Below are 21,301 nucleotides of genomic sequence, written 5' to 3'. Positions count from 1 at the left end.
TCTAGAAACAAATGACTTCAGATTTTCTTAAATACCAAGCTCAAACCTCAACACATCCTCTAGCAATGGAGGTTTCTCATGCCAAAGGCTCCTATATTTATGACACCACCAACAAACAATACTTAGACTTTGTTGCTGGGGTTTCTGCTTGTCCATTAGGTCACAACCACCCAAAAGTGGTTTCAGCTATAAAAGAACAGCTTGACAAATACATGCATGTTATGGTTTACGGTGAATATGCCCAGCAACCGGCCGTAGCACTCAGTAAGCTCATCGCGTCACAATTGCCTGAACCATTTGAAAAAACATATTTAACTAACTCAGGTACCGAAGCCATTGAAGGGGCTTTAAAATTAGCAAAACGTGCAACAGGGCGTAGTGAAATTATAGCCGCAAACAAAGCTTATCACGGTAACACCATGGGCTCCATGAGCGTTATGGGTTTTGAAGAACGCAAACAAGCCTTCAGACCTCTATTACCAAATGTTCGCTTTATAGACTTTAATAATAGTGCTCATTTAAATCAAATCACCGAACATACCGCCTGTGTTATTTTAGAAACTATACAAGGAGGTGCGGGCTTTATTGAGCCTACCAATGGTTATTTAGAAAAAGTGAGAACCCGCTGTACTCAAGTGGGAGCACTATTAATATTAGACGAAATTCAACCAGGTATTGGACGAACAGGAAAACTTTTCGGGTTTGAAAATTACAACTGTACGCCAGATATTATTGTCACAGGAAAAGGACTTGGTGGCGGCATGCCTATTGGGGCTTTTACAGCCTCAAGTGCTCTAATGGATTTATTACAAGACAATCCTAAACTGGGGCATATTACAACGTTTGGTGGTCACCCCGTGATTGCAGCTTCAGCATTAGCCACATTAAAAGAAATTATCGAAAGCCGTTTAATGCAGCAAGCCTTAGAAAAAGAGGCACTTTTCAGAAAGCTCTTGGTACATCCTTTAATTAGTGAAATAAGAGGAAAAGGGCTCATGCTAGCTTTAATCTTACCCGATGCAGAAAAGGTAAACCACCTTATTTTAACCGCTCAAAATCAAGGTTTAATCTTATTCTGGCTCTTGTTTGAGCCGAAAGCAGTAAGAATTACCCCGCCTTTAACCATCTCAAACAGCGAAATAACTGAAGGTTGTCAAACTATTTTGGATATTCTTGACCAAATAATTGACGATTAACACAATTTTAACTCATTGATTATCAATAAAAAACAATAAATCACCCGATAAAACACTACTTTTGTTGATTACTTTGTTGAAAACATTTAGTCCGTTTACGACTAACCTTTAAATAGAATAGTAACTTTAATAAAGTTGAACCTCACAAATGTGCTTATGGAGTTTAGTCATGATGACAACAAAAATTTGCCGCTTACCAAGTTTGAATCGATGTTAAAAACAAATCATGTTTTATTCTTTGATTCTGAAGAATTTGAAAACATCATTCACCATTACCTCAATCAAGGTAAAATTGCTTTAGCAAAAAAAGCAATTAAATTAGGTTTAGATCAACATCCTTCCTCTACTAATTTAAGACTTTTTAAAGTTGAAATTTTTGTTTTTGAAGATAAGTTAGATGAAGCCGATGACTTATTAAGTGAGTTATACAGTTTGGACCCGAATAATGAAGAAATTTATATTCAGAAGGCCAATATTTTCTCTAAAAGAGACGATCATGAGCAAGCCATCATGGTACTTAAACAAGCATTAGATCTTACCGATGATGTGGTCGACCTATATTCATTAATTGGTATGGAGTATTTGTTTTTAGACAATTTTGAAGAAGCTAAAAACAACTTCATGAAATGTTTAGAAACAGATTTCAACGACTACTCAGCACTTTACAACATCATCTATTGTTTCGAAATTTTAAATCAGCATGAAGATGCTATTTCATATTTAAACATCTTTTTAGATAAAAACCCATACTGTGAGGTGGCTTGGCATCAGTTAGGGAAACAATACTTTCTATTAAAAGATTACAAAAAAGCTTTAGCTGCTTATGATTTTGCCATCATTTCTGACGATACTTTTGTTGGCGCTTACCTAGAACGTGGTAAAGTGTTGGAAAAACTAAAACGCTATGAAGATGCTATTGAAAACTACAGCATCACATTAAGCTTAGATGACCCAACGTCATTTGCACTATTACGTATAGGAAATTGCCATGAAAAACTTGGTGACAATGAACTTGCGCTGCAATACTACGATAGAACCGTTCACGAAGATCCGTTATTAGACAAAGGATGGATTGCCATCACTAAGTTTTACAAGAAAAAACAAGATTATCAAAAAGCGCTGTATTACATCAATAAGGCGATTAATATAGATTCTGAAAACGTGATTTATTGGAAATTATACTCCCAAATTAATCACCGTTTAAGTTTATTTGAAGAAGCCGAACGTGGTTACAAAAAAACCTTAGAACTAGGGAATTACGAATTAAACACCTGGTTATCAAGAGGTGATTTACTCATAAAACTTGGTGAAATTGAAGGCGCAATTTATAACTTCGAGCAAGCAATGGAGTTTTACCCAGAAAACGCCGAAATTGAATACCGTTTAGCCGGCTTGTATTTTCAATTAAATGAAAATGACAAAGGTACTTTTCACTTAAAAAACGGACTCAAATACAACGTAGATTACTATTTTATTATCGACGAACTTTTCCCAAAAATCTCTAACAAAAGATTAGTTAAAAAGATTCTAAAGACAAATCTGTAACCAAACCTTTAATTTAATTGTTACCTTTGGTTTTCTTAAAAAACCAAGTATGCAAAGACGTTTAAGTGATTATCTAATCATTACTTTTAAAGGCCTAGCCATGGGCGCTGCCGATGCCGTTCCAGGAGTTTCTGGTGGTACCATTGCCTTCATTTCAGGAATTTACGAAGAATTAATTTCAACCATTAGCAACATTAATGCGAGCTTATTTAAAACCCTTTTTAACAAAGGTTTTAAAGCATTTTGGGCGCAATTAAACGGCAATTTTATATTAGCACTCATGCTTGGTATCATTATCAGTTTCGTAACTTTTATGAGACTAGCCAGTTACCTACTCATTCACCACCCTGTCTTAATTTGGTCTTTCTTTTTCGGACTCATACTTGCTAGTATTTATTTCGTTGGAAAACAAATTACAAAATGGAATGCTGCAACAGTTATTGCTTTAATCCTTGGTGCTGCGATCGCATTTTATATTAGTAAATTGCCTTCATTAGGCGCCAACGAAAACCCTTGGTATTTATTCCTCGCAGGAGCGATAGCCATTTGCGCCATGATACTTCCAGGCATTTCAGGCTCCTTTATCCTTATAATTTTAGGCGCTTATAAAACACTAAGTGATGCTTTTCACGAATTAGATATCAAAAGGATACTTATATTCGCCACTGGAGCACTTATAGGGCTGTTGAGTTTTAGCCATGTTTTAAAATGGCTATTTAAAAATTACCACAACATCACTTTAGCCGTTTTAACAGGTTTTATCTTTGGTTCACTAAACAAAGTGTGGCCTTGGAAAAACACCTTAAGCTGGCATACCAATTCAAAAGGCATTAAATCACCCCTACTACAAGAAAGTATTTCACCTTTAAATTTTAATGGCGACAACCACATAGGTTATGCGATAGTTTTAATGATTCTAGGATTTTTAACTATTTTTATTCTTGAAAAATTAGGCTCCAAAAAACAATAATGCAAAGCACGCGAACATTTACCGATAAACTTTTTCTAGTTCTAAAAGGATTAGGTATGGGCGCTGCAAATAAAGTTCCCGGAGTTTCTGGTGGTGTCGTTGCATTCGTTGCTGGCTTTTATGAAGAATTTATTTACTCTCTAAAGAAAGTTAACAAAAAAGCCTTTGCCTTACTACTTAACGGACGCTTTCGAAGTTTTTACCACTACATTAATGGTCGCTTTTTAAGCCTGCTATTTCTTGGTATGCTTATCAGTTACTTCAGTGTTTCTAAAGTATTGGACTATTTGATCAAACACTATGAACTCTATGTTTGGAGCGTTTTCTTTGGCATGATCATAGGGTCTATTTATTATATTTACAAAGATTTTGATGACTGGAACCCTAAAACGTACCTTTCTTTAATTATAGGCGTTTTACTGGGCGTAAGCATCAGCTTTTTAACACCAGCAACCCAAAATGACAACCTCTGGTTTGTTTTTTTCTGCGGAATTATTAGCGTTTCTGGAATGACACTCCCTGGGTTTTCAGGATCTTTTATTCTGATGCTTTTGGGGAATTATGTCTTGTTATTAGTAGACTCGGTAAACGCCTTGTATGATACCTTCTCAGAAATAATTCTAGGCGATTTCAGCTTTACACAAAATGAACAGCGTATTAACATGCTGAAAATTTTACTAGTCTTTACTTTAGGCTCTATTACGGGTTTAGTTACTTTCTCTCATCTACTCAGCTACATTCTAAAACATTATAAAAGCATTACCCTGGCCTCTATAATCGGGTTTATTGTAGGATCACTTGGCGTCGTGTGGCCATGGAAAAACACCATTTTTAAAAAGCACTCTGATGGCCCTTTAATTTTGGACTCTAACGGACAAAAAATAATTCATAATTACGAACGCTTTATTCCCGAACTAAACACCGAAACGTATTTAGCTCTAGGCTTCATCATCATTGGAGTTGCCATTGTACTAAGCTTGCAGTGGTACGGACAAAAAACTAAAACATTAGCATGAACAAATTAGGACTACTAGGTAAAAACATTTCCTATTCTTTCTCTAGATCTTACTTTAAGGAGAAATTTGAAAAAGAACAAATTGAAAATACATCCTATGAAAACTTTGATATTGACACCATCAACAAGTTTCCAGGTATTATAAAAAACACAGCAGGCTTAAAAGGCATGAACGTTACGATTCCATACAAGGAAGCTGTGATGCCATATCTAGATGAAATAAACGAACAAGCCAAAGCTATTGGTGCCGTGAATACCATTAAAATCACTAATGAAGGTAAATTAGTAGGTTATAACACCGATTGCTATGGCTTTAAGAAAACCATTGAACCTTTCATAAAACCACATCACAAGAAGGCGCTAATTCTAGGAACTGGTGGCGCAAGTAAGGCGGTTATTTTCAGTTTAAAAGAATTAGGATTAAGCTGTAGTTATGTATCCCGCACACTTTCAGATCAGGTTCAATTTTCATATGACAGTTTAACCGAAGAAGATGTAAAAAACCATGAGGTGATTGTGAACTGCACACCGCTAGGCACTTTCCCTGATATTGAAGATCACCCAAATATCAAGTATCAAGGGGTTAGTGATAAGCATTTGCTTTTCGACTTAATATATAATCCGGAAGAAACCACCTTTTTAAGTTTAGGCAAAAAAAATGGAGCTACCATTGTTAATGGTGCCAACATGCTGAAACTTCAAGCTGAAAAATCTTGGTCGATTTGGGACCTATATTAAAACCTCTATAAATAAGTTAAAACACTTGACAGTACTTTGTTTATACTATACTTGTTAGTATCTTTAAAGTCGAAAATAATTGATGAACCTTAACATTTTTAAAAATGTCTGACAACGAGAAAGCACAAAAAAAAGAAGAAGTTGATTCTAATAATACTGTAGAAAATTCAGCAGAATTAAATGAAAATCAAAACACAGAATCAACATCAAATGCGGTAGAACCTGTTGTTGAGACCAATGAAAACAAAAAAGAGGGTGAATCAGAAGATTCCAGTGAAGCGCAAGATGAGATGCTAAACGAAATTGACGAATCTAATGCTGAGGATGCTGAAGATGAAGGCAATAAAGACCGTCATAAAATTGAAGTTAAGGAATACGATACTATGTCGTTAGAAGCTCTAGCCATTGAGTTAGAACGTCTTTTAGAAACCGAAAAAGTTCAAGCCATTCGCGACCATGTTAATGGTATAAACAATGAATTTAAATTAAAGTTACAGGCTATTATTGATGAAAAGAAAGAAGATTTCATCAATGACGGTGGTAATGAAATAGATTTCTACTACACGTCTCCAGTACAGAAACGCTATAAAGAGGCTTATAAACTTTACAGAACAAAGCTTAACAATCACTATCAAAGTTTAGAAAAAAACCTAAAACAAAATCTTGAAGATAAACTTGAAATTATTGAAGAGTTAAAAGGTTTAATTAATGTTGAAGAAAACATCAACACGACTTACAAAAACTTTAAAGATTTACAAGAGCGTTGGAGAAAAACAGGTCCTATTCCACGAGACAAATACAACAACGCTTGGAACAGTTACCACCACCATGTGGAGCTATTTTATGATTTTCTACATTTAAACCGGGATTTACGCGATTTAGATTTCAAACACAATTTAGAAAAGAAGTTATTAATTATTGAGCGTGCCGAAGAATTAGCTAAAGATAACAATGTGATGCGTGCCTTTAGAGAGCTTCAAGAATTACACAAAATGTGGAAAGAAGAACTTGGTCCTGTAGGCATGGAACATCGTGAAGCCATTTGGGAACGTTTTAAAGCAGCTACAAAAATCATTAATGATAAGCGTCACAGTTACTATCAAGAAATAGATAAAGTTTACGAAAAAAATCTAGAGAAAAAGCTTGAAATCATTGCCGAAATTGAAACTATTAGTGCTCAAGGCGCTAAGTCTCACGGCGGCATTCAAAAGAAGATAAAGCAAGTAGAAGCCTTGCGTGAAGCCTTTTTTAATGCAGGAAAAGTGCCTTTAAAAGTTAATGAAGCGACCTGGGCGAAGTTTAAAGAAGCCGTTAGAACCTTCAACCGTCAAAAAAATAGTTTTTACAAAGATTTAAAGAAAGAACAATTTAAAAACCTTCAGTTAAAACTAGATTTAATCAAAACTGCTGAAGACAATAAAGACAGTGACGATTTTGATACCGTAACCCCTTTGATGAAAAAAATTCAAAGTGAATGGAAAAAAATTGGTCACGTTCCAAGAAAAGATAGTGACAAAATCTGGAAACAGTTTAAAGCAGCTTGCAACTACTATTTCGACAGAATTCATGCTAAAAGAAATGCTGCCAGCGCCGAGCAAACTGAAGCTTACAACAAGAAGAACGAGCTTTTAAACAGCTTAAAAACACTAGAACTACCAACAAATAAGGACGCTGGAATTGAAGCGATTAAAGAGCAAATAAAAGCTTGGCAAGCCTTGGGCCGTGTACCTCAAGACAAACGTTATGTTGATGGTAAATTTCAAAAAAGCATTGACCAGTTACTAGCAACTTTAGATTTAGATAAAAACGAATCTGAAATCATAAAATACGAAAACAAGTTGGAAGTTCTTAATGCTGCCGATGATGACAACAGGAACTTAGATAACGAACGCGTATTTATTAGAAAGAAAATTGATGAAGTGAAGAGTCAAATCAATCAGTTGGAAAACAACTTACAGTTTTTCACTAATGTAGAAGATGACAATCCGTTAGTTAAAGAAGTTCATAACAACATCAAAATTCACGAAGAATCATTAGAACTTTGGAAAACAAAACTTAAAAAGATTAAGAACCTTTATTAAGAACTCCTCCTAATCAGATTAATAAAAACCGAAAACCCTGTGAAAATATACTTTCACAGGGTTTTACTATATATAATGATCTACTTGGGCGTCTTTGAATTTTTCATCTTATATAAGATTAAACTACTGTAGGTAACCACACCTACAGCAGCTCTTTTTAATCTTAAAAACCAAACTTAACTTATATGAAAAAATGTAATCTGTTATAATTACACTACAAATTTACGCCAGATTTAGACCTTTTATGGCGACATGTGGTGTCGGTATTATGACATTATATGGTTAAATTGGTATAAGGCCAATTTCAGTCAAGTATTATAAAGGTCTCATAACCACTAAATACCAGAAAACCCGCACCCAGATCTAAATGATAACAAAAAAAAAGGTGACCTTTTTCAAGATCACCTTTTCCAAGTATACTAAATTAAATTTAGATATTTTTTTGAATGGTTCTACCACCAGAACTCAATACAACATTATAAGTACCTCTTCCTAAATCGGCTAATTTATAAACCTGTTCAATTTTATTCTCACTGCTCAATTTTTCAGAAACAACAAGCTCAGAATTCAAACCATTATTTTTAGTAAAATAGATATTCACGCTCAAGTCTTCGTTATCAAGGTTTAATTTGTTGATATAAACTAAATCATCAGAAACTCTGATAAAAGGCTTATAAACAACTTTTTCTTGGCTCTTGTTAAAAACAGCAACCCCCTTGTTTAATGTAAAAGGAATTTCTTCAACTTCAAGATCTTTATCTACTTCAAACATGTAGTTTCCATCAGGTAAAAATGATAAATCAAAGTTTTTCTTATATCTACCAGTGGTTTCAATAGTTTCAGTATAAAGCACAGAACCATTAGTATCTTTAATAGATACAGCGCTACCTTGTTTTGCGTAATTTAAAGTTAAGGTAGTGTTATTACCTTCAACAATAATACCGTCTGCAGGAGCATCAGCAAAACTTGCCATAGTACCAAATAAAGCTAGCATTAAAAATCCTTTTCTTGTGTTTTTCAAAATGTTATTCATAATATAAAAATTTACTATTTTAAATTAACTACAGTCTTAAAACTATAGTTTGTTATAATTATACTACAAAGGTACATCTAGGGTTAAGCTTGTATGGCGACATAGGATGTCGGTATTGGATTACACAAAATCTACCCCTAAGCTACAAGAAACAGGAATCACTTGTAGCTCCTGATCTAGCCGGATTTTAGGTTATATAGAAATAAACTCTAACAGGATTCTAAAAACAATATAAAGTTTAAGATAGAAAACAATATTCATCAGAACTCAATTACATTTACTGAAGTCAACTGCATCTAAAATTGAAGGTTAACTTTAACATTTCACACCATAAAAAGGCAAACCACTATTTATAGAGAAACTATTAAAAACCGAAAACCCTGCAGAAACAAAATTTCTACAGGGTTTTACTATATATAATGATCTACTTGGGCGTATTTAAGTCTTTATTTGTATAAAAAAAAAGATTAACTGCTGCAGGTAACCACACCTACAGCAGCTCCATTAATCTTTAAAAAACCAAACTAAACTAACTTTATGAAAAAATGTAATCTGTTATTATTACAGGACAAATTTATGCCAGATTTAGAGGTTTTATGGCGACATGTGGTGTCGTCTACAAAGTCCTTCAAGGTTTTTAAAAACTTGAAGGACTCTTTTGTTTTGTATTGAATTGACAAAACAAACTCAAACTAGCAACAAAAAGAACAGTGAAAATTCAAAAAAAGTATGCTAATTTTCTGTAAACCACAAACAAAAAAAGCTCCCAATTTCTTGGAAGCTTTTTTACTCTTGTGACCTCGACTGGATTCAAACCAGTAACCTCTTGAGCCGTAATCAAGTGCGCTATTCAGTTGCGCCACGAGGCCTTATTTTGTGCGTGCAAATATACATTATAATTTAAAACATATGCAAACTTTTTTTATAAAAATCTAATTGATTATTTTTGAATAACGTTAAACTATTGAACCTAACTTCAGTTAAAAATGTGGTTTATTTAAAAAACCACTTCCTATCTCTATGAAAACAAATTTGTTAACAGACATTTACCAACACCAATTAGATGAAAACCTCATCAAAGAGATTACAGAAGTAGGCATATATAAAACCTTCCAAAAGGATGAAATCATTATAGACATCAACCAAACGCTTAAATATATGCCGCTTTTATTAAGTGGCAATATAAAAATATTACGTGAAGATCAGGATGGCAACGAATTGCTTATCTATTTTTTAGAAGCTGGAGAAACCTGCACCATGTCCTTAACTTGCTGTATTGGCACAACGAAAAGTAAAATTCGAGCAGTGGCCGAAAGTGATTCCGCGCTGATAATGATTCCCGTTGCTTATATGTACAAATGGTTTCAAACTAACGAAAGCTGGCGTCATTTCATTTTAGAAAGCTATCAAAACCGTTTTGACGAAATGCTTGAGGCTATAGACAATCTCGCCTTTATGAAGATGGACGAGCGTTTATATAAGTATCTAAAAAATAAAACCGTGCTTCACGAATCTAAGAACATCATCATCAAGCATCAAGAGATTGCTGAAGATTTACACACCTCACGCGTGGTGGTTTCTAGGCTCTTAAAGCAACTGGAAAACGAGAATAAAATAAAATTAAGTCGGAATAAAATCCAAATCTTATAACATCACCGCTACCTCTTCTCCTGCTTAGGTAACATTTATCACAAACCAACAGCTTTCAAGGTTTTACTTTTGTGCTATAAAACTAATAGCATGGAACATATTTTAAACCCATGGCCTTGGTATATCTCCGGGCCACTCATTGCCATCGTTATGGCACTACTACTCTATTTTGGAAAAACCTTTGGCATGTCCTCAAACCTCAGAACGCTTTGTGCGATTGGTGGTGCTGGAAAATTTGCCGATTTCTTTAAATTCAACTGGAAAGACCAGCTTTGGAATCTTACAGTCGTTCTAGGTACGATTATTGGGGGTTTTATTGCTGTTCATTACCTCTCAAATGACAGCGGTACCACATTAAACCCTACCACCATTACAGAACTTCAAAGCATGGGTTTTGAAACCCCAGGAAAGGCTTTGGTCCCAGCTGAAATGTACGGCTTAGAAGCTATAGCCACACCAAAAGGTTTAATCCTTTTAATTGTTGGCGGACTCTTAGTAGGCTTCGGAACGCGCTACGCAGGTGGCTGCACCTCTGGTCACGCCATTACCGGCTTGAGTAGTTTGCAAGTACCATCGCTAATTGCTGTTATTGGCTTTTTTATAGGTGGTTTAATCATGGCTAACTTCATACTGCCGCTTATTTTCTAGCTACATATTCGTAATTAGACCTCATGTATTTCTTGTCATTCCAAAGTATCGAGGAATCTCAAAAATCATTTATAATGATTCTTCAGTCGTACTTCCTTCTGAATGACAAAATGAAAACAATTTTAGGGCTATATTAAATTACGAAATACTTTTTTCTTCAATTTAAATATTAGAATAATGAAATTCATAAAATTTTTACTCGTTGGTATATTCTTCGGTATTGTCTTAGTAAAATCTGAAGCCGTATCATGGTTTCGTATTTACGAAATGTTCCGTTTTCAATCCTTTCACATGTATGGTATTATTGGTTCGGCCATAGCTGTAGGTGTTGCATTTTTACAACTCTCCAAAAGGAGTCATATTAAAACCATACAAGGAGCCGATCTTTTTGTTCCGAAAAAGGACAAAGTGATTACGCGATATATTGTTGGTGGTATCATTTTTGGCTTAGGCTGGGCACTAATTGGTGCTTGTCCAGGGCCCATGTACATTCTATTAGGTACAGGAGTTTGGAGCATGCTAATAGTTATTGCTGCGGCTATTGTTGGTACATTTATTTACGGTTTACTTAAAAACAAACTACCACACTAATCATGGATAGTATACATTTAATTGGCTATTTCGGTGCCTTAATTGTGGGTTTAGTTTTAGGCTTAATAGGTGGCGGCGGTTCCATATTAACCGTTCCTTTGTTGGTTTATCTTTTAGCCTATAACCCTATTGTAGCCACAGCATATTCGCTATTTGTCGTCGGCGTTACATCGTTGGTTGGCACTTACCAGAAGTATAAAAAAGGGTTGGTAGATTTTGAAATAGGCCTAGCCTTTTCATTTCCTTCATTTTTAGCGGTTTATTTATCACGTCGATTTTTGGTTCCCAATATTCCTGAAATCCTATTGACTTTTGGAAACTTTCAACTTACAAAAGACATCACAATTATGGTCTTTTTTGCCTTTATCATGCTTTTTGCTGCCATTTCCATGATAAAAAGCAAAAAAAACTTAAAACCAGGTACAGAAAAACAAGCCTATTACAAAACCTTTCTACAAGGGATTACTATTGGAGCCATTACAGGTTTGATAGGTGCTGGCGGCGGTTTCCTCTACGTACCTGCTTTAGTACTTTGGGCAAATATTCCAATGAAAAAAGCCGTAGGAACTTCACTAATCATTGTAGCCATTAACTCTTTAATAGGTTTCTTGGGTGACGTACAAACTTTAGATATCGAATGGGCTTTCCTATTAGCATTCACAACCATTTCTGTATTAGGCATTCTAATTGGTGGGTATTTTTCAAAATTTGTGAGTGCTAAAAAACTCAAGAAAAGCTTTGGTTACTTCGTACTCATCATGGCGGCATATATTATTTACAGAGAGCTACTCTAGCTTTATGTTATATAAGTTACAAACCAATCCAATAGAGTTTTATAATTTTGAAATAAGCAATAAAATAATAAAATTTCCTTTTTCAAGGAAATAAAAAAAATATAACATTATGAAAATCGAACAAATATATACAGGGTGTTTAGCACAAGGTGCTTATTATATTGAATCTAACGGTGAAGTGGCTATTATTGATCCGCTTCGTGAAACACAGCAGTATGTGGATAAAGCTTCCGCAGAAAATGCTACCATTAAATATATTTTTGAAACACATTTTCACGCTGATTTTGTTTCAGGTCATATTGATTTGGCTAAAAAAACAGGAGCAACTATTGTTTATGGCCCTGGTGCTGACACCGATTATGATATCCACACAGCAAAAGACAACGAAGTTTTCAAGCTGGGAAACATCTCGATAAAAGTGCTGCACACCCCTGGTCATACCTTAGAATCTTCAACTTTTTTGTTGATTGATGAAAACGGCAAAGATCATGCTATTTTCTCTGGTGACACTTTGTTTTTAGGTGATGTTGGGCGTCCGGATTTGGCTATTAAATCTGATTTAACAAAAGAAGATTTAGCCGAAATGCTATACGACTCCTTACGCAATAAAATCATGACGCTTCCAGACGATGTCATTGTTTACCCGGCACATGGTGCGGGTTCTGCCTGCGGAAAAAACCTAAGTAAAGAAACTGTTGGGGTTTTAGGTGATCAGAAAAAAACAAACTACGCTTTAAGAGCCGATATGACCAAAGCTGAATTTGTTAAAGAAGTGCTTGATGGTATTGCCCCTCCTCCACAATATTTCGCCAAAAATGCCATGATGAACAAATCGGGTTACGATACTTTTGAAACCGTTTTAAAACAAGGAAATACTCCTTTAACTCCTGAAGCTTTTGAACATTTAGCTAATGAAGAAGGTGCTCTAGTTTTAGATGTAAGGCATGAAAAAGACTTTGTAAAGGCTCACATCCCTAATTCTATTTTTATTGGAATTCACGGCGGTTTTGCCCCATGGGTTGGTGCCTTGATAACCGATTTAAAACAACCGATACTCCTCATAACTCCTGAAGGTAAAGAAGAAGAAACCGTTACAAGATTATCTCGTGTGGGTTACGATAATACGCTAGGATATTTAGAAGGCGGTATCGAAGCTTGGAAACAAGCTGGTAAAGATCTAGAATCGATAGAATCTATACCGGTTGAAGAATTTTCTAAACGTTTTAAAAACAACAACATTGAAGTTTTAGATGTTAGAAAAGATGGGGAATATAAATCTCAACATTTAGAAGGTGATCAAGTACACACATTCCCGTTAGATTACATTAATGACAATATGAATGCCATTGATAAGAATCAAACTTATTATCTACATTGTGCAGGTGGTTACCGCTCTGTAATTGCTGCTTCAATTTTAAAAGCTCGCGGTTTTGATAATTTGGTTGATATTGCAGGAGGTTTTGCTGCGATAAAAGATTCGGATTTACCTACAACAAATTATGTTTGTCCGTCTACCTTATAAACCTAAGAATAAGTAAGAAAAGGAAAAGGCTGTTCGATAAGGTTCGTTTTTCGTCATTCTGAATCGACAGCCTATTCAAAAACACGTTTAAACTTGTATTTGTCAGGTTGAGCTTGTCGAAACCATAATAAATAGGTTTTATTATGATATTTCAACAAGCTCAATATGACATCATATAGACTTTTTAAACAGCCTTCGATTTCAGAATAACGTCTGTGCTAAATGATTAAACAGTTAAACGGTTAAACAAATCGAAACCTAAAAAGATACTTCAGTTGCGGCTCCTCTGCCTGCCGCTAGACAGGTTCTACTAAATGACAAAAATTTATATAATTTCAGCACTCAAACCAGCTTCAAGAAGCATAGAACAACGCGGTTTTAAATCGTCATAATCACCAGTTTTTACAGTACATTTTCCGTTGTAGTGAACAATTAGGGAGCATTGCTCTGCTTGTTCAGCTGTGTGATCACACACGTAAATCAGGGTTTCTATAACATGATCGAAGGTATTCACATCATCGTTATAAACCACTATTTCATTTTGAGTTGAAACCGCTTCCTCGAGCAGTACCTCTTCGGATGTATTTTCTTCCGTACTCATCTTTTTTATTCTAATTTATAAATTTTAGAGCCACCCAATGGTTACGCTCTAATTTTTCTTCAAATTTTAACAATTGCTTTTCACAAGCCTCCTGAATCACAGGAATATCATCATTGTAGAATCCGCTTAAGAAAATCGTTCCGTTTGCATTCATGCAAGATGCATAGGTTTCTAGGTCTTGTAATAAGATATTACGGTTGATATTGGCAATAACAACATCATACTTTTTACCCTTTAACACCGCGGCATCTCCTTCAATAACGGTGATATACTCACAGTTATTACGCTCAACATTTTCTAAACTGTTTAAATAACACCAATTATCATAATCTACCGCATCAATAGTTTGTGCGCCTTTCATTTCGGCTAAAATGGCTAAAACACCAGTACCACAGCCCATATCTAAAACCGATTTCCCTTTAAAATCGTTTTTTAAAATATGCTGAATCATCATGTGTGTGGTTTCATGATGCCCCGTACCAAAACTCATTTTGGGTTCAATAATAATGTCGTATTCAGTATCGAATTTATCGTGAAATGGTGCACGTACAGCACAGCTATCATCTACGACAATCGGGCTGAAATTCTTTTCCCATTCGGCATTCCAATTGGTTTGTTCGATTTCGCTAAACTCGTAGCTAATCTCAAACTCATCGGAATTTAAAATTTGAATATCATCTAAAATATCGGCTTGCCATTCTTCCTTTTGAATATAGGCTGTTACGCCTTGATCGGTTTCTACAAAACTCTCAAAACCAGCATAACCTAATTCTGCAATTAAAATCTCAACCGCTGGTTGTAAAGGTGTTACCTTAAATTCGTAACCTATATAAATGATATTCGACATAGTTATTTTTTTCGGACTACAAAGATAGAAGTTAAAGTGGAAATTATACGACTTGTTGTCATAAAGAGTTCATAAACTTAACATATGGCTAAACTGAAACAGCCCTAGTCTTGAGAATTCTTTTTATTACACAGAGAGGTGCGGAGGTTTCACAGAGATTCTCTCAGAATATATAGACACAGATTTCACTGATTTTTGTGTATTACTGCTTTGCGAGAAATTATGTTGGTTATTAGTTTCTGGAAACTTACACTTATGAGATTTTAAAACAGAGATTCACAGAGAAATTTTCAGATACAAATTTCACCGATTGTTGTTAAGCTTCGAATTCCTATCAACTGGTCAATTTTTAATTATTCCTTTTTAATTATTAATTATCCATTGTTGATTCGATGAACCGAAAACTGAGACCTTCTAGCGTTTTACTCCACACGCTCTAAACCTGCGAAGTCAATAATTTTAATATACTTCCCAACGGCTTCAATCAAACCTTCTTTTTTAAACTGAGAAAGCACACGTATAGCAGATTCGGTTGCGGTTCCTACAATACCAGCATAATCTTCACGAGACAGAAGCACACTTAAGGTATCATCAGGATTAGTTCCGAAGTTTTCATGAATATAAATTAAGGTTTCCGCCAAACGCTGACGTACTGATTTTTGAGCCATATTCACGATAATATCGTCAGAATCTCTTAAATCATGAGCCATATCCTTTAAAACTTCAAAGGAGAATTTAGGGTTCTTCTGTAAATCGGCAATAATTTCACTCTTCGGAATAAAACAAACTTCCATTTCATTTAAAGCTGTAGCTTGTAAATTAGAAGTTTCTTCGCTAATCAATGAACGCTGACCTAAAAGCTGGCCTTTAACCACCATTTTTACAATTTGGTCCTTGCCGTTTTCACTCAGTTTCGATAATTTACAAATGCCATCCTTTATACAGTAAACCCCGTTTAACATTTCACCTTCTTCAAAAATAACCTCACCTTTTTTTATGGTGTGTGACGTTTTGCACGCAGAGATGCGCACCAACTCATCTTTTGTTAATGCTTTTAATGAATTAAACTGTTTAATTATGCACTGCTCGCACTTGCTCATACCTATAATTTTGTATTTTGTAAAAATATATAAATCATGACAATTATCATGCGTATTAATTTGTTGTTTTTTCAATTTTGTCAACAGCTAGAAATGCCTTTTTAAATTTATGGAACCTAAAACATGTTTCCACTGCGGACTTGATGCTGCAGATTCGGAAATCATTTATGATGAAAAATCTTTTTGTTGCCAGGGTTGTAAAACGGTTTACGAAATCTTTTCAGATAACGATTTAACCTCATACTACGAGCTGCAAAATGCTCCTGGTACTACACCTAAGGATGTAGAAGGCAAATACAACTTTCTAGACAATGCCAAAATTGTAGAAAGCCTCCTTGAATTTAACGACGACAACACTCAAATTGTTAGTTTATACATTCCGCATATTCACTGCAGCTCTTGCATTTGGGTTTTAGAAAACTTAAACAAGTTAAACCCAGCCATTTCATCATCAATGGTGAATTTTGGGAAGAAAACCGTCCGTATTACTTATAACACTAATCAAATTTCCTTAAAAGCACTGGTGCAGCTCCTCAGTCGTATTGGCTACGAACCTTTTATTAGCTTAGACGATTATTCGGTTGGCAAAAAGAATATAGACCGTTCGCTCATTTACAAACTAGGCGTGGCTGGTTTTGCCTTCGGAAACATCATGTTTTTATCCTTTCCGGAATATTTTCAAGTGGATGAATTTTGGCTCGAACAATTTAAACCACTTTTCAGGTGGCTCATGTTTAGCTTTTCATTACCCGTGGTGTTTTACTCAGCCCAAGATTATTTTATTTCAGCATATAAAGGTCTAAAATCGGGTATTTTAAATATTGATGTGCCTATTGCTTTGGGGGCTGCGGTATTGTTCATAAGAAGCACAGCCGAAATCATTCTGGATTTAGGAACAGGATTTTTTGATAGCCTTGCGGGGTTAATATTTTTTCTCCTTCTCGGAAAGTTTTTTCAACAGAAAACCTACAGCTTTTTATCATTTGAACGTGATTACAAATCTTATTTCCCAATCGGAATCACTAAAATCACAGCTGAAGGTGACGAAATTTCCATTCAGGTTTATGACATCAAAAAAGGCGACCGACTGCTTATAAGAAACGAAGAGCTCATTCCTGTAGATTGTATTTTAATTAACGGAAGGGCTCGCATCGATTACAGTTTTGTTACCGGTGAATCTGAAGCCGTTTCAAAACAATCTGGCAACAAACTCTATGCCGGAGGAAAACAAGTAGAAGGCAGTATTGAAGTAGATGTTTTAAAAAGTGTTGAGCAGAGTTACCTCACACAACTTTGGAGCAACGATGTGTTTAACATCAATAAAGAAGACGCTTTTACTACCCTAACCAACACCATTAGTAAGCGCTTTACGCTGGCTATTTTAAGTATAGCCATTATAGCCACGGCTTATTGGTTAGTAAACGATAGTTCTAAAGCCATGAACGTTTTTACCGCAGTGCTTATTATCGCCTGTCCTTGTGCCATTGCTTTAGCCGCGCCCTTTACTTTAGGCAACATACTCCGTATTTTTGGCAAGCAAAAGTTTTATGCTAAAAATGCATCAGTGATTGAGCAACTGGCTCAAATAAACACCATCATTTTCGATAAAACGGGAACCATTACTGCAAATAAAGAAACGAGTATTGAATATGAAGGCGCTCAATTATCTTCAGATGAAGAAGTCTTTCTTAAAAGTACTTTACGGAATTCAAACCATCCTCTAAGCCGTTCTTTATATACCCTTTTAAATGAACACGATATTGTAACCATTGAAAACTACCAAGAACATATAGGCAAAGGTATTTCCGCACAGCACAACAAAGATTCAATTAAAATTGGCTCAGGTGCTTTTGTAGGCCATACTTCCGAAGGAAAATCATTAATCACTGCGGTTCACGTAAGTACAAATAACAAATACAAAGGACGCTTTACCTTTTACAACCGTTACCGCAAAGGACTCTCAAAACTCTTCAATCAATTAAAGCCTTCTTATGATTTGGTCATACTATCGGGTGATAATTCTGGAGAAGAAAAAAACCTCACCAAACTCCTTCCTGCAAAAACCAAGTTGCTCTTCAACCAAAAACCTGAAGACAAATTAGAGTACATCAAACACCATCAAAATTCTGGTGCTAAAGTCCTCATGATTGGCGACGGATTAAACGATGCCGGGGCCATAGCCCAAAGCGATGTTGGTGTAGCCATTTCAGAAAATGTGAATGTGTTCTCCCCTGCTTGTGATGCCATTTTAGACGCTAGTAATTTCACCTTACTTTACGACTTTATAAAAGCGTCAAAATCGGCTATAAAAATTATCAAATGGAGCTTTGTTTTGTCCCTGATTTACAACTGCATCGGACTCTATTTTGCGGTTACAGGGCAATTACTACCAGTAATAGCCGCCATATTAATGCCTTTAAGTTCGATTAGCATTGTTGTTTTTACTACATTATGCACTAACTTCGTAGGAAAAAAAATTCACGATAAGGTTGAAAAAACATGATAAATGTCATATTTTAGAAAGCGCTATCAAAATATATTTGAATACTAAAACAACCTTACGAACCACAATATGAGCGTCATATACATCTTACTAACTATCAGCATCATAGTAGCCATTGGCTTCTTTATAGCCTTCATTGTTGCTGTAAAAAGTGGTCAGTTTGACGATAGCTACACGCCTTCGGTTCGCATGTTATTTGAAGACGAACTCGTAAAAGAAAAACCAAAAAAATCAATTCTAACCAAAAAAGACTAATTCTCAACTATGGAAATGCAACAGTTTCATTACGATAATAAAATCGTAACCAAATTTATCTACGCTACAATAGTATTTGGTGTGGTGGGCATGGCAGTAGGTTTACTACTTGCCTTTTTGTTTTTATTCCCTAATCTTACCGATGGCATTTCATGGCTAAGTTTTGGGCGATTAAGACCATTACATACTAACGCCGTTATTTTTGCCTTTGTAGGTAATGCCATGTTTGCTGGTATTTATTATTCACTTCAGCGATTACTAAAAGCCCGTATGGCCAGTGATTTATTGAGTAACATTAACTTCTGGGGGTGGCAACTTATTATTGTGTCTGCCGCGATCTCACTGCCTTTAGGTTATACTTCTTCAAAAGAATACGCCGAATTAGAATGGCCTATAGACATTGCTATTGCTGTGGTTTGGGTGGTTTTTGGTATCAATATGATTTGGACGATCTTAAAACGTAGACAACGTCACCTTTACGTAGCTATTTGGTTCTACATCGCCACTTTTGTTACCGTTGCTGTCCTTCATATTTTTAATAATATTGAACTGCCTGTGAGTGCTATGAAAAGTTACTCGGTTTACGCTGGAGTTCAAGATGCCTTAGTACAATGGTGGTATGGACACAATGCTGTGGCCTTCTTTTTAACCACACCGTTTTTAGGACTCATGTATTACTTTGTGCCTAAAGCTGCAAACCGACCTGTTTACTCGTATAGACTTTCTATTGTACACTTCTGGTCCTTAATATTTATTTATATCTGGGCTGGACCACACCACTTATTATATACCGCTTTACCAGAATGGGCTCAAAATTTAGGCGTGGCATTCTCAGTAATGTTACTTATGCCATCTTGGGGTGGTATGATTAACGGACTACTAACCCTGCGTGGTGCTTGGGATAAAGTACGTACAGACCCGGTTTTAAAATTTATGGTTGTAGCCATTACAGGTTACGGTATGGCCACCTTTGAAGGGCCTTTATTATCCTTAAAAAACGTCAATGCTGTAGCACACTTTACCGATTGGATTATTGCACACGTACACGTTGGCGCCTTAGCCTGGAACGGCTTTATGGCTTTTGGTATTATTTACTACCTAATTCCAAGGTTATTTAAAACAAAATTATACTCTACTGCCTTAGCCAACTTACACTTTTGGTTAGGTACTCTAGGAATCATTATGTATGCCCTTCCTTTATATGTTGCTGGATTTACACAGTACTCAATGTGGCAACAATTTAATCCAGACGGAACTTTAGTTTACGGTAACTTTCTTGAAACGGTAACCGAAATTATGCCTATGTACTGGATGCGTGCTATTGGAGGTTCTTTATACATTATAGGGATGTTCGTCTTAGTTTATAACGTCATTGTAACCATTAAACAAGGTACTGCGGTACAAGATGAATTAGCAGAAGCCCCTGCTCTTGAAAAAGTAACCAACAAGCGTACAGCAGGTGAAGGTTGGCACACTTGGTTAGAGCGTAGACCTATTCAATTAACCATTTTAGCGACTATTGCTATTTTAATTGGTGGTATCATTCAAATTGTACCAACCATTATGGTAAAATCAAACATCCCAACCATTGCTAGTGTAAAACCTTATACACCGCTTGAATTAGAAGGGCGTGATATTTATATTAGAGAAGGTTGTGTGAGTTGTCACTCGCAAATGATTAGACCATTTAGACATGAAGTTGAACGCTACGGCGAATACTCTAAAGCCGGAGAATATGTTTACGACCACCCGTTTTTATGGGGATCTAAGCGTACGGGGCCAGATTTACACCGTATTGGTCAGAAATATTCAGATAACTGGCACTTTAACCACATGTACGACCCGCAGAGTACCTCATCAGGTTCTATCATGCCACGTTACCCTTGGTTAATTACTGGAGAAAGTAGCCGATTAGACAAATCGATGACCAAAACTAAAATGGAAGCCATGGTAAGCTTAGGTGTACCTTACACCGAAGAAGAAATTGCCAACGCCCAACAAAGCATGGACGCTCAAGGTGCTCAAATTGAAAAGAATTTATATGCTGACCCCGATTTTGTAACAGCTTACGAATCTGACAAGAAAGCGGCGGCGGCCAACGGCGAAGACTTTATTGAAATGAAAGACAGAGAAATCGTTGCTATGATTGCTTATTTACAGCGATTAGGAACCGATATTAAAGTGGAAACCACACAAGAATAACGACCTAAAA

The 21,301-nt window shown here is 35.7% G+C and carries 18 protein-coding genes and 1 tRNA gene; 14 read left to right on the top strand and 5 right to left on the bottom strand.

The features are described from left to right. Positions 1-11: 11 nt before the first annotated feature. The 6 genes from F6U93_RS05105 to F6U93_RS05080 all read left to right on the top strand — a co-directional run bounded on the left by F6U93_RS05105 (position 12) and on the right by F6U93_RS05080 (position 7,545). Positions 12-1,196: an aspartate aminotransferase family protein gene (locus F6U93_RS05105; RefSeq protein WP_150937484.1), complete on the top strand. Its 1,185-nt coding sequence runs from the start codon at positions 12-14 to the stop codon at positions 1,194-1,196. A 156-nt stretch (positions 1,197-1,352) separates the two neighbouring features. Continuing rightward, on the top strand, positions 1,353-2,741 hold the full coding sequence (locus F6U93_RS05100; RefSeq protein ID WP_150937617.1) for a tetratricopeptide repeat protein: 1,389 nt from the start codon (positions 1,353-1,355) through the stop codon (positions 2,739-2,741). A gap of 49 nt (positions 2,742-2,790) precedes the next feature. Beyond that, a complete protein-coding gene (locus tag F6U93_RS05095) occupies positions 2,791-3,711 on the top strand; it encodes a DUF368 domain-containing protein (RefSeq protein WP_150937482.1) in 921 nt (306 codons plus the stop codon). Further along, positions 3,711-4,727, top strand: a complete 1,017-nt coding sequence (locus F6U93_RS05090) for a DUF368 domain-containing protein (protein WP_150937481.1) — start codon at positions 3,711-3,713, stop codon at positions 4,725-4,727. Before F6U93_RS05095 ends, F6U93_RS05090 begins: the two co-directional genes overlap by 1 nt. Continuing rightward, a complete protein-coding gene (locus tag F6U93_RS05085; protein WP_150937479.1) occupies positions 4,724-5,464 on the top strand; it encodes a shikimate dehydrogenase family protein in 741 nt (246 codons plus the stop codon). Before F6U93_RS05090 ends, F6U93_RS05085 begins: the two co-directional genes overlap by 4 nt. Before the next feature lie 104 nt (positions 5,465-5,568). Continuing rightward, complete coding sequence (locus F6U93_RS05080; RefSeq protein ID WP_150937477.1) at positions 5,569-7,545, top strand: DUF349 domain-containing protein; 1,977 nt, start codon at positions 5,569-5,571, stop codon at positions 7,543-7,545. Positions 7,546-7,975: 430 nt separating this feature from the next. Here the strand turns inward: F6U93_RS05080 and F6U93_RS05075 are convergent, their stop codons facing one another. Together F6U93_RS05075 and F6U93_RS05070 are read right to left on the bottom strand one after the other, a co-directional pair. After that, positions 7,976-8,578 (bottom strand): hypothetical protein, encoded by a 603-nt coding sequence (locus F6U93_RS05075; RefSeq protein WP_150937475.1) that lies wholly within the window; start codon positions 8,576-8,578, stop codon positions 7,976-7,978. A gap of 795 nt (positions 8,579-9,373) precedes the next feature. Further along, positions 9,374-9,447, bottom strand: a tRNA-Arg gene (locus tag F6U93_RS05070). Positions 9,448-9,598: 151 nt separating this feature from the next. Between F6U93_RS05070 and F6U93_RS05065 the strand changes: the two genes are divergently transcribed. The 5 genes from F6U93_RS05065 (at position 9,599) to F6U93_RS05045 (ending at position 13,783) form a co-directional block, all read left to right on the top strand. Continuing rightward, positions 9,599-10,228, top strand: a complete 630-nt coding sequence (locus F6U93_RS05065; RefSeq protein ID WP_150937473.1) for a Crp/Fnr family transcriptional regulator — start codon at positions 9,599-9,601, stop codon at positions 10,226-10,228. A gap of 90 nt (positions 10,229-10,318) precedes the next feature. After that, positions 10,319-10,876: a YeeE/YedE family protein gene (locus tag F6U93_RS05060; RefSeq protein WP_150937471.1), complete on the top strand. Its 558-nt coding sequence runs from the start codon at positions 10,319-10,321 to the stop codon at positions 10,874-10,876. A gap of 177 nt (positions 10,877-11,053) precedes the next feature. Beyond that, a complete protein-coding gene (locus F6U93_RS05055) occupies positions 11,054-11,467 on the top strand; it encodes a DUF6691 family protein (protein WP_150937470.1) in 414 nt (137 codons plus the stop codon). 2 nt (positions 11,468-11,469) lie between these two features. Then, positions 11,470-12,261: a sulfite exporter TauE/SafE family protein gene (locus F6U93_RS05050; protein WP_150937468.1), complete on the top strand. Its 792-nt coding sequence runs from the start codon at positions 11,470-11,472 to the stop codon at positions 12,259-12,261. A gap of 109 nt (positions 12,262-12,370) precedes the next feature. Next, positions 12,371-13,783 carry an MBL fold metallo-hydrolase gene (locus F6U93_RS05045; RefSeq protein ID WP_150937467.1) on the top strand — a complete coding sequence of 471 codons (1,413 nt, stop codon included), beginning with the start codon at positions 12,371-12,373 and terminating at the stop codon, positions 13,781-13,783. A gap of 325 nt (positions 13,784-14,108) precedes the next feature. On the opposite strand, the gene F6U93_RS05040 is transcribed toward F6U93_RS05045, so the two are convergent. The 3 genes from F6U93_RS05040 to F6U93_RS05030 form a co-directional block, all read right to left on the bottom strand. After that, entirely contained in the window at positions 14,109-14,384 is a 276-nt protein-coding gene (locus F6U93_RS05040) for an ATP-dependent Clp protease adaptor ClpS (RefSeq protein ID WP_150937465.1), read from the bottom strand. A gap of 10 nt (positions 14,385-14,394) precedes the next feature. After that, on the bottom strand, positions 14,395-15,231 hold the full coding sequence (prmA, locus tag F6U93_RS05035) for a 50S ribosomal protein L11 methyltransferase (protein ID WP_150937463.1): 837 nt from the start codon (positions 15,229-15,231) through the stop codon (positions 14,395-14,397). A 422-nt stretch (positions 15,232-15,653) separates the two neighbouring features. Beyond that, positions 15,654-16,331, bottom strand: a complete 678-nt coding sequence (locus tag F6U93_RS05030; RefSeq protein ID WP_150937615.1) for a Crp/Fnr family transcriptional regulator — start codon at positions 16,329-16,331, stop codon at positions 15,654-15,656. Positions 16,332-16,440: 109 nt separating this feature from the next. Between F6U93_RS05030 and F6U93_RS05025 the strand changes: the two genes are divergently transcribed. The 3 genes from F6U93_RS05025 to ccoN all read left to right on the top strand — a co-directional run bounded on the left by F6U93_RS05025 (position 16,441) and on the right by ccoN (position 21,291). Further along, positions 16,441-18,834 carry a heavy metal translocating P-type ATPase gene (locus F6U93_RS05025; protein WP_150937460.1) on the top strand — a complete coding sequence of 798 codons (2,394 nt, stop codon included), beginning with the start codon at positions 16,441-16,443 and terminating at the stop codon, positions 18,832-18,834. Positions 18,835-18,903: 69 nt separating this feature from the next. Beyond that, positions 18,904-19,089 (top strand): cbb3-type cytochrome oxidase assembly protein CcoS, encoded by a 186-nt coding sequence (gene ccoS / locus F6U93_RS05020; protein WP_150937458.1) that lies wholly within the window; start codon positions 18,904-18,906, stop codon positions 19,087-19,089. Positions 19,090-19,098: 9 nt separating this feature from the next. After that, positions 19,099-21,291, top strand: a complete 2,193-nt coding sequence (gene ccoN / locus F6U93_RS05015) for a cytochrome-c oxidase, cbb3-type subunit I (protein ID WP_150937456.1) — start codon at positions 19,099-19,101, stop codon at positions 21,289-21,291. Positions 21,292-21,301 lie beyond the last annotated feature (10 nt).

Source organism: Pseudotamlana haliotis (genome assembly GCF_008806375.1).
GTDB classification, from domain to species: Bacteria; Bacteroidota; Bacteroidia; order Flavobacteriales; family Flavobacteriaceae; genus Pseudotamlana; species Pseudotamlana haliotis.
The sequence above is the reverse complement of the archived record's forward strand: the minus strand, read 5'-3'. Positions and strand labels throughout refer to the sequence as shown.

Excerpts from the sequence above, each read along its gene's own strand:
- F6U93_RS05100 (WP_150937617.1), top strand. The coding sequence starts at position 1,353 with ATGGAGTTTAGTCATGATGACAACAAAAATTTGCCGCTTACCAAGTTT.
- F6U93_RS05090 (WP_150937481.1), top strand. The coding sequence starts at position 3,711 with ATGCAAAGCACGCGAACATTTACCGATAAACTTTTTCTAGTTCTAAAA.
- F6U93_RS05025 (WP_150937460.1), top strand. The coding sequence starts at position 16,441 with ATGGAACCTAAAACATGTTTCCACTGCGGACTTGATGCTGCAGATTCG.
- F6U93_RS05080 (WP_150937477.1), top strand. The coding sequence starts at position 5,569 with ATGTCTGACAACGAGAAAGCACAAAAAAAAGAAGAAGTTGATTCTAAT.
- ccoS (WP_150937458.1), top strand. The coding sequence starts at position 18,904 with ATGAGCGTCATATACATCTTACTAACTATCAGCATCATAGTAGCCATT.
- F6U93_RS05105 (WP_150937484.1), top strand. The coding sequence starts at position 12 with ATGACTTCAGATTTTCTTAAATACCAAGCTCAAACCTCAACACATCCT.
- F6U93_RS05040 (WP_150937465.1), bottom strand. The coding sequence starts at position 14,384 with ATGAGTACGGAAGAAAATACATCCGAAGAGGTACTGCTCGAGGAAGCG.
- F6U93_RS05045 (WP_150937467.1), top strand. The coding sequence starts at position 12,371 with ATGAAAATCGAACAAATATATACAGGGTGTTTAGCACAAGGTGCTTAT.
- F6U93_RS05085 (WP_150937479.1), top strand. The coding sequence starts at position 4,724 with ATGAACAAATTAGGACTACTAGGTAAAAACATTTCCTATTCTTTCTCT.
- F6U93_RS05030 (WP_150937615.1), bottom strand. The coding sequence starts at position 16,331 with ATGAGCAAGTGCGAGCAGTGCATAATTAAACAGTTTAATTCATTAAAA.
- F6U93_RS05095 (WP_150937482.1), top strand. The coding sequence starts at position 2,791 with ATGCAAAGACGTTTAAGTGATTATCTAATCATTACTTTTAAAGGCCTA.
- prmA (WP_150937463.1), bottom strand. The coding sequence starts at position 15,231 with ATGTCGAATATCATTTATATAGGTTACGAATTTAAGGTAACACCTTTA.
- F6U93_RS05060 (WP_150937471.1), top strand. The coding sequence starts at position 10,319 with ATGGAACATATTTTAAACCCATGGCCTTGGTATATCTCCGGGCCACTC.
- F6U93_RS05075 (WP_150937475.1), bottom strand. The coding sequence starts at position 8,578 with ATGAATAACATTTTGAAAAACACAAGAAAAGGATTTTTAATGCTAGCT.
- F6U93_RS05055 (WP_150937470.1), top strand. The coding sequence starts at position 11,054 with ATGAAATTCATAAAATTTTTACTCGTTGGTATATTCTTCGGTATTGTC.
- F6U93_RS05050 (WP_150937468.1), top strand. The coding sequence starts at position 11,470 with ATGGATAGTATACATTTAATTGGCTATTTCGGTGCCTTAATTGTGGGT.
- F6U93_RS05065 (WP_150937473.1), top strand. The coding sequence starts at position 9,599 with ATGAAAACAAATTTGTTAACAGACATTTACCAACACCAATTAGATGAA.
- ccoN (WP_150937456.1), top strand. The coding sequence starts at position 19,099 with ATGGAAATGCAACAGTTTCATTACGATAATAAAATCGTAACCAAATTT.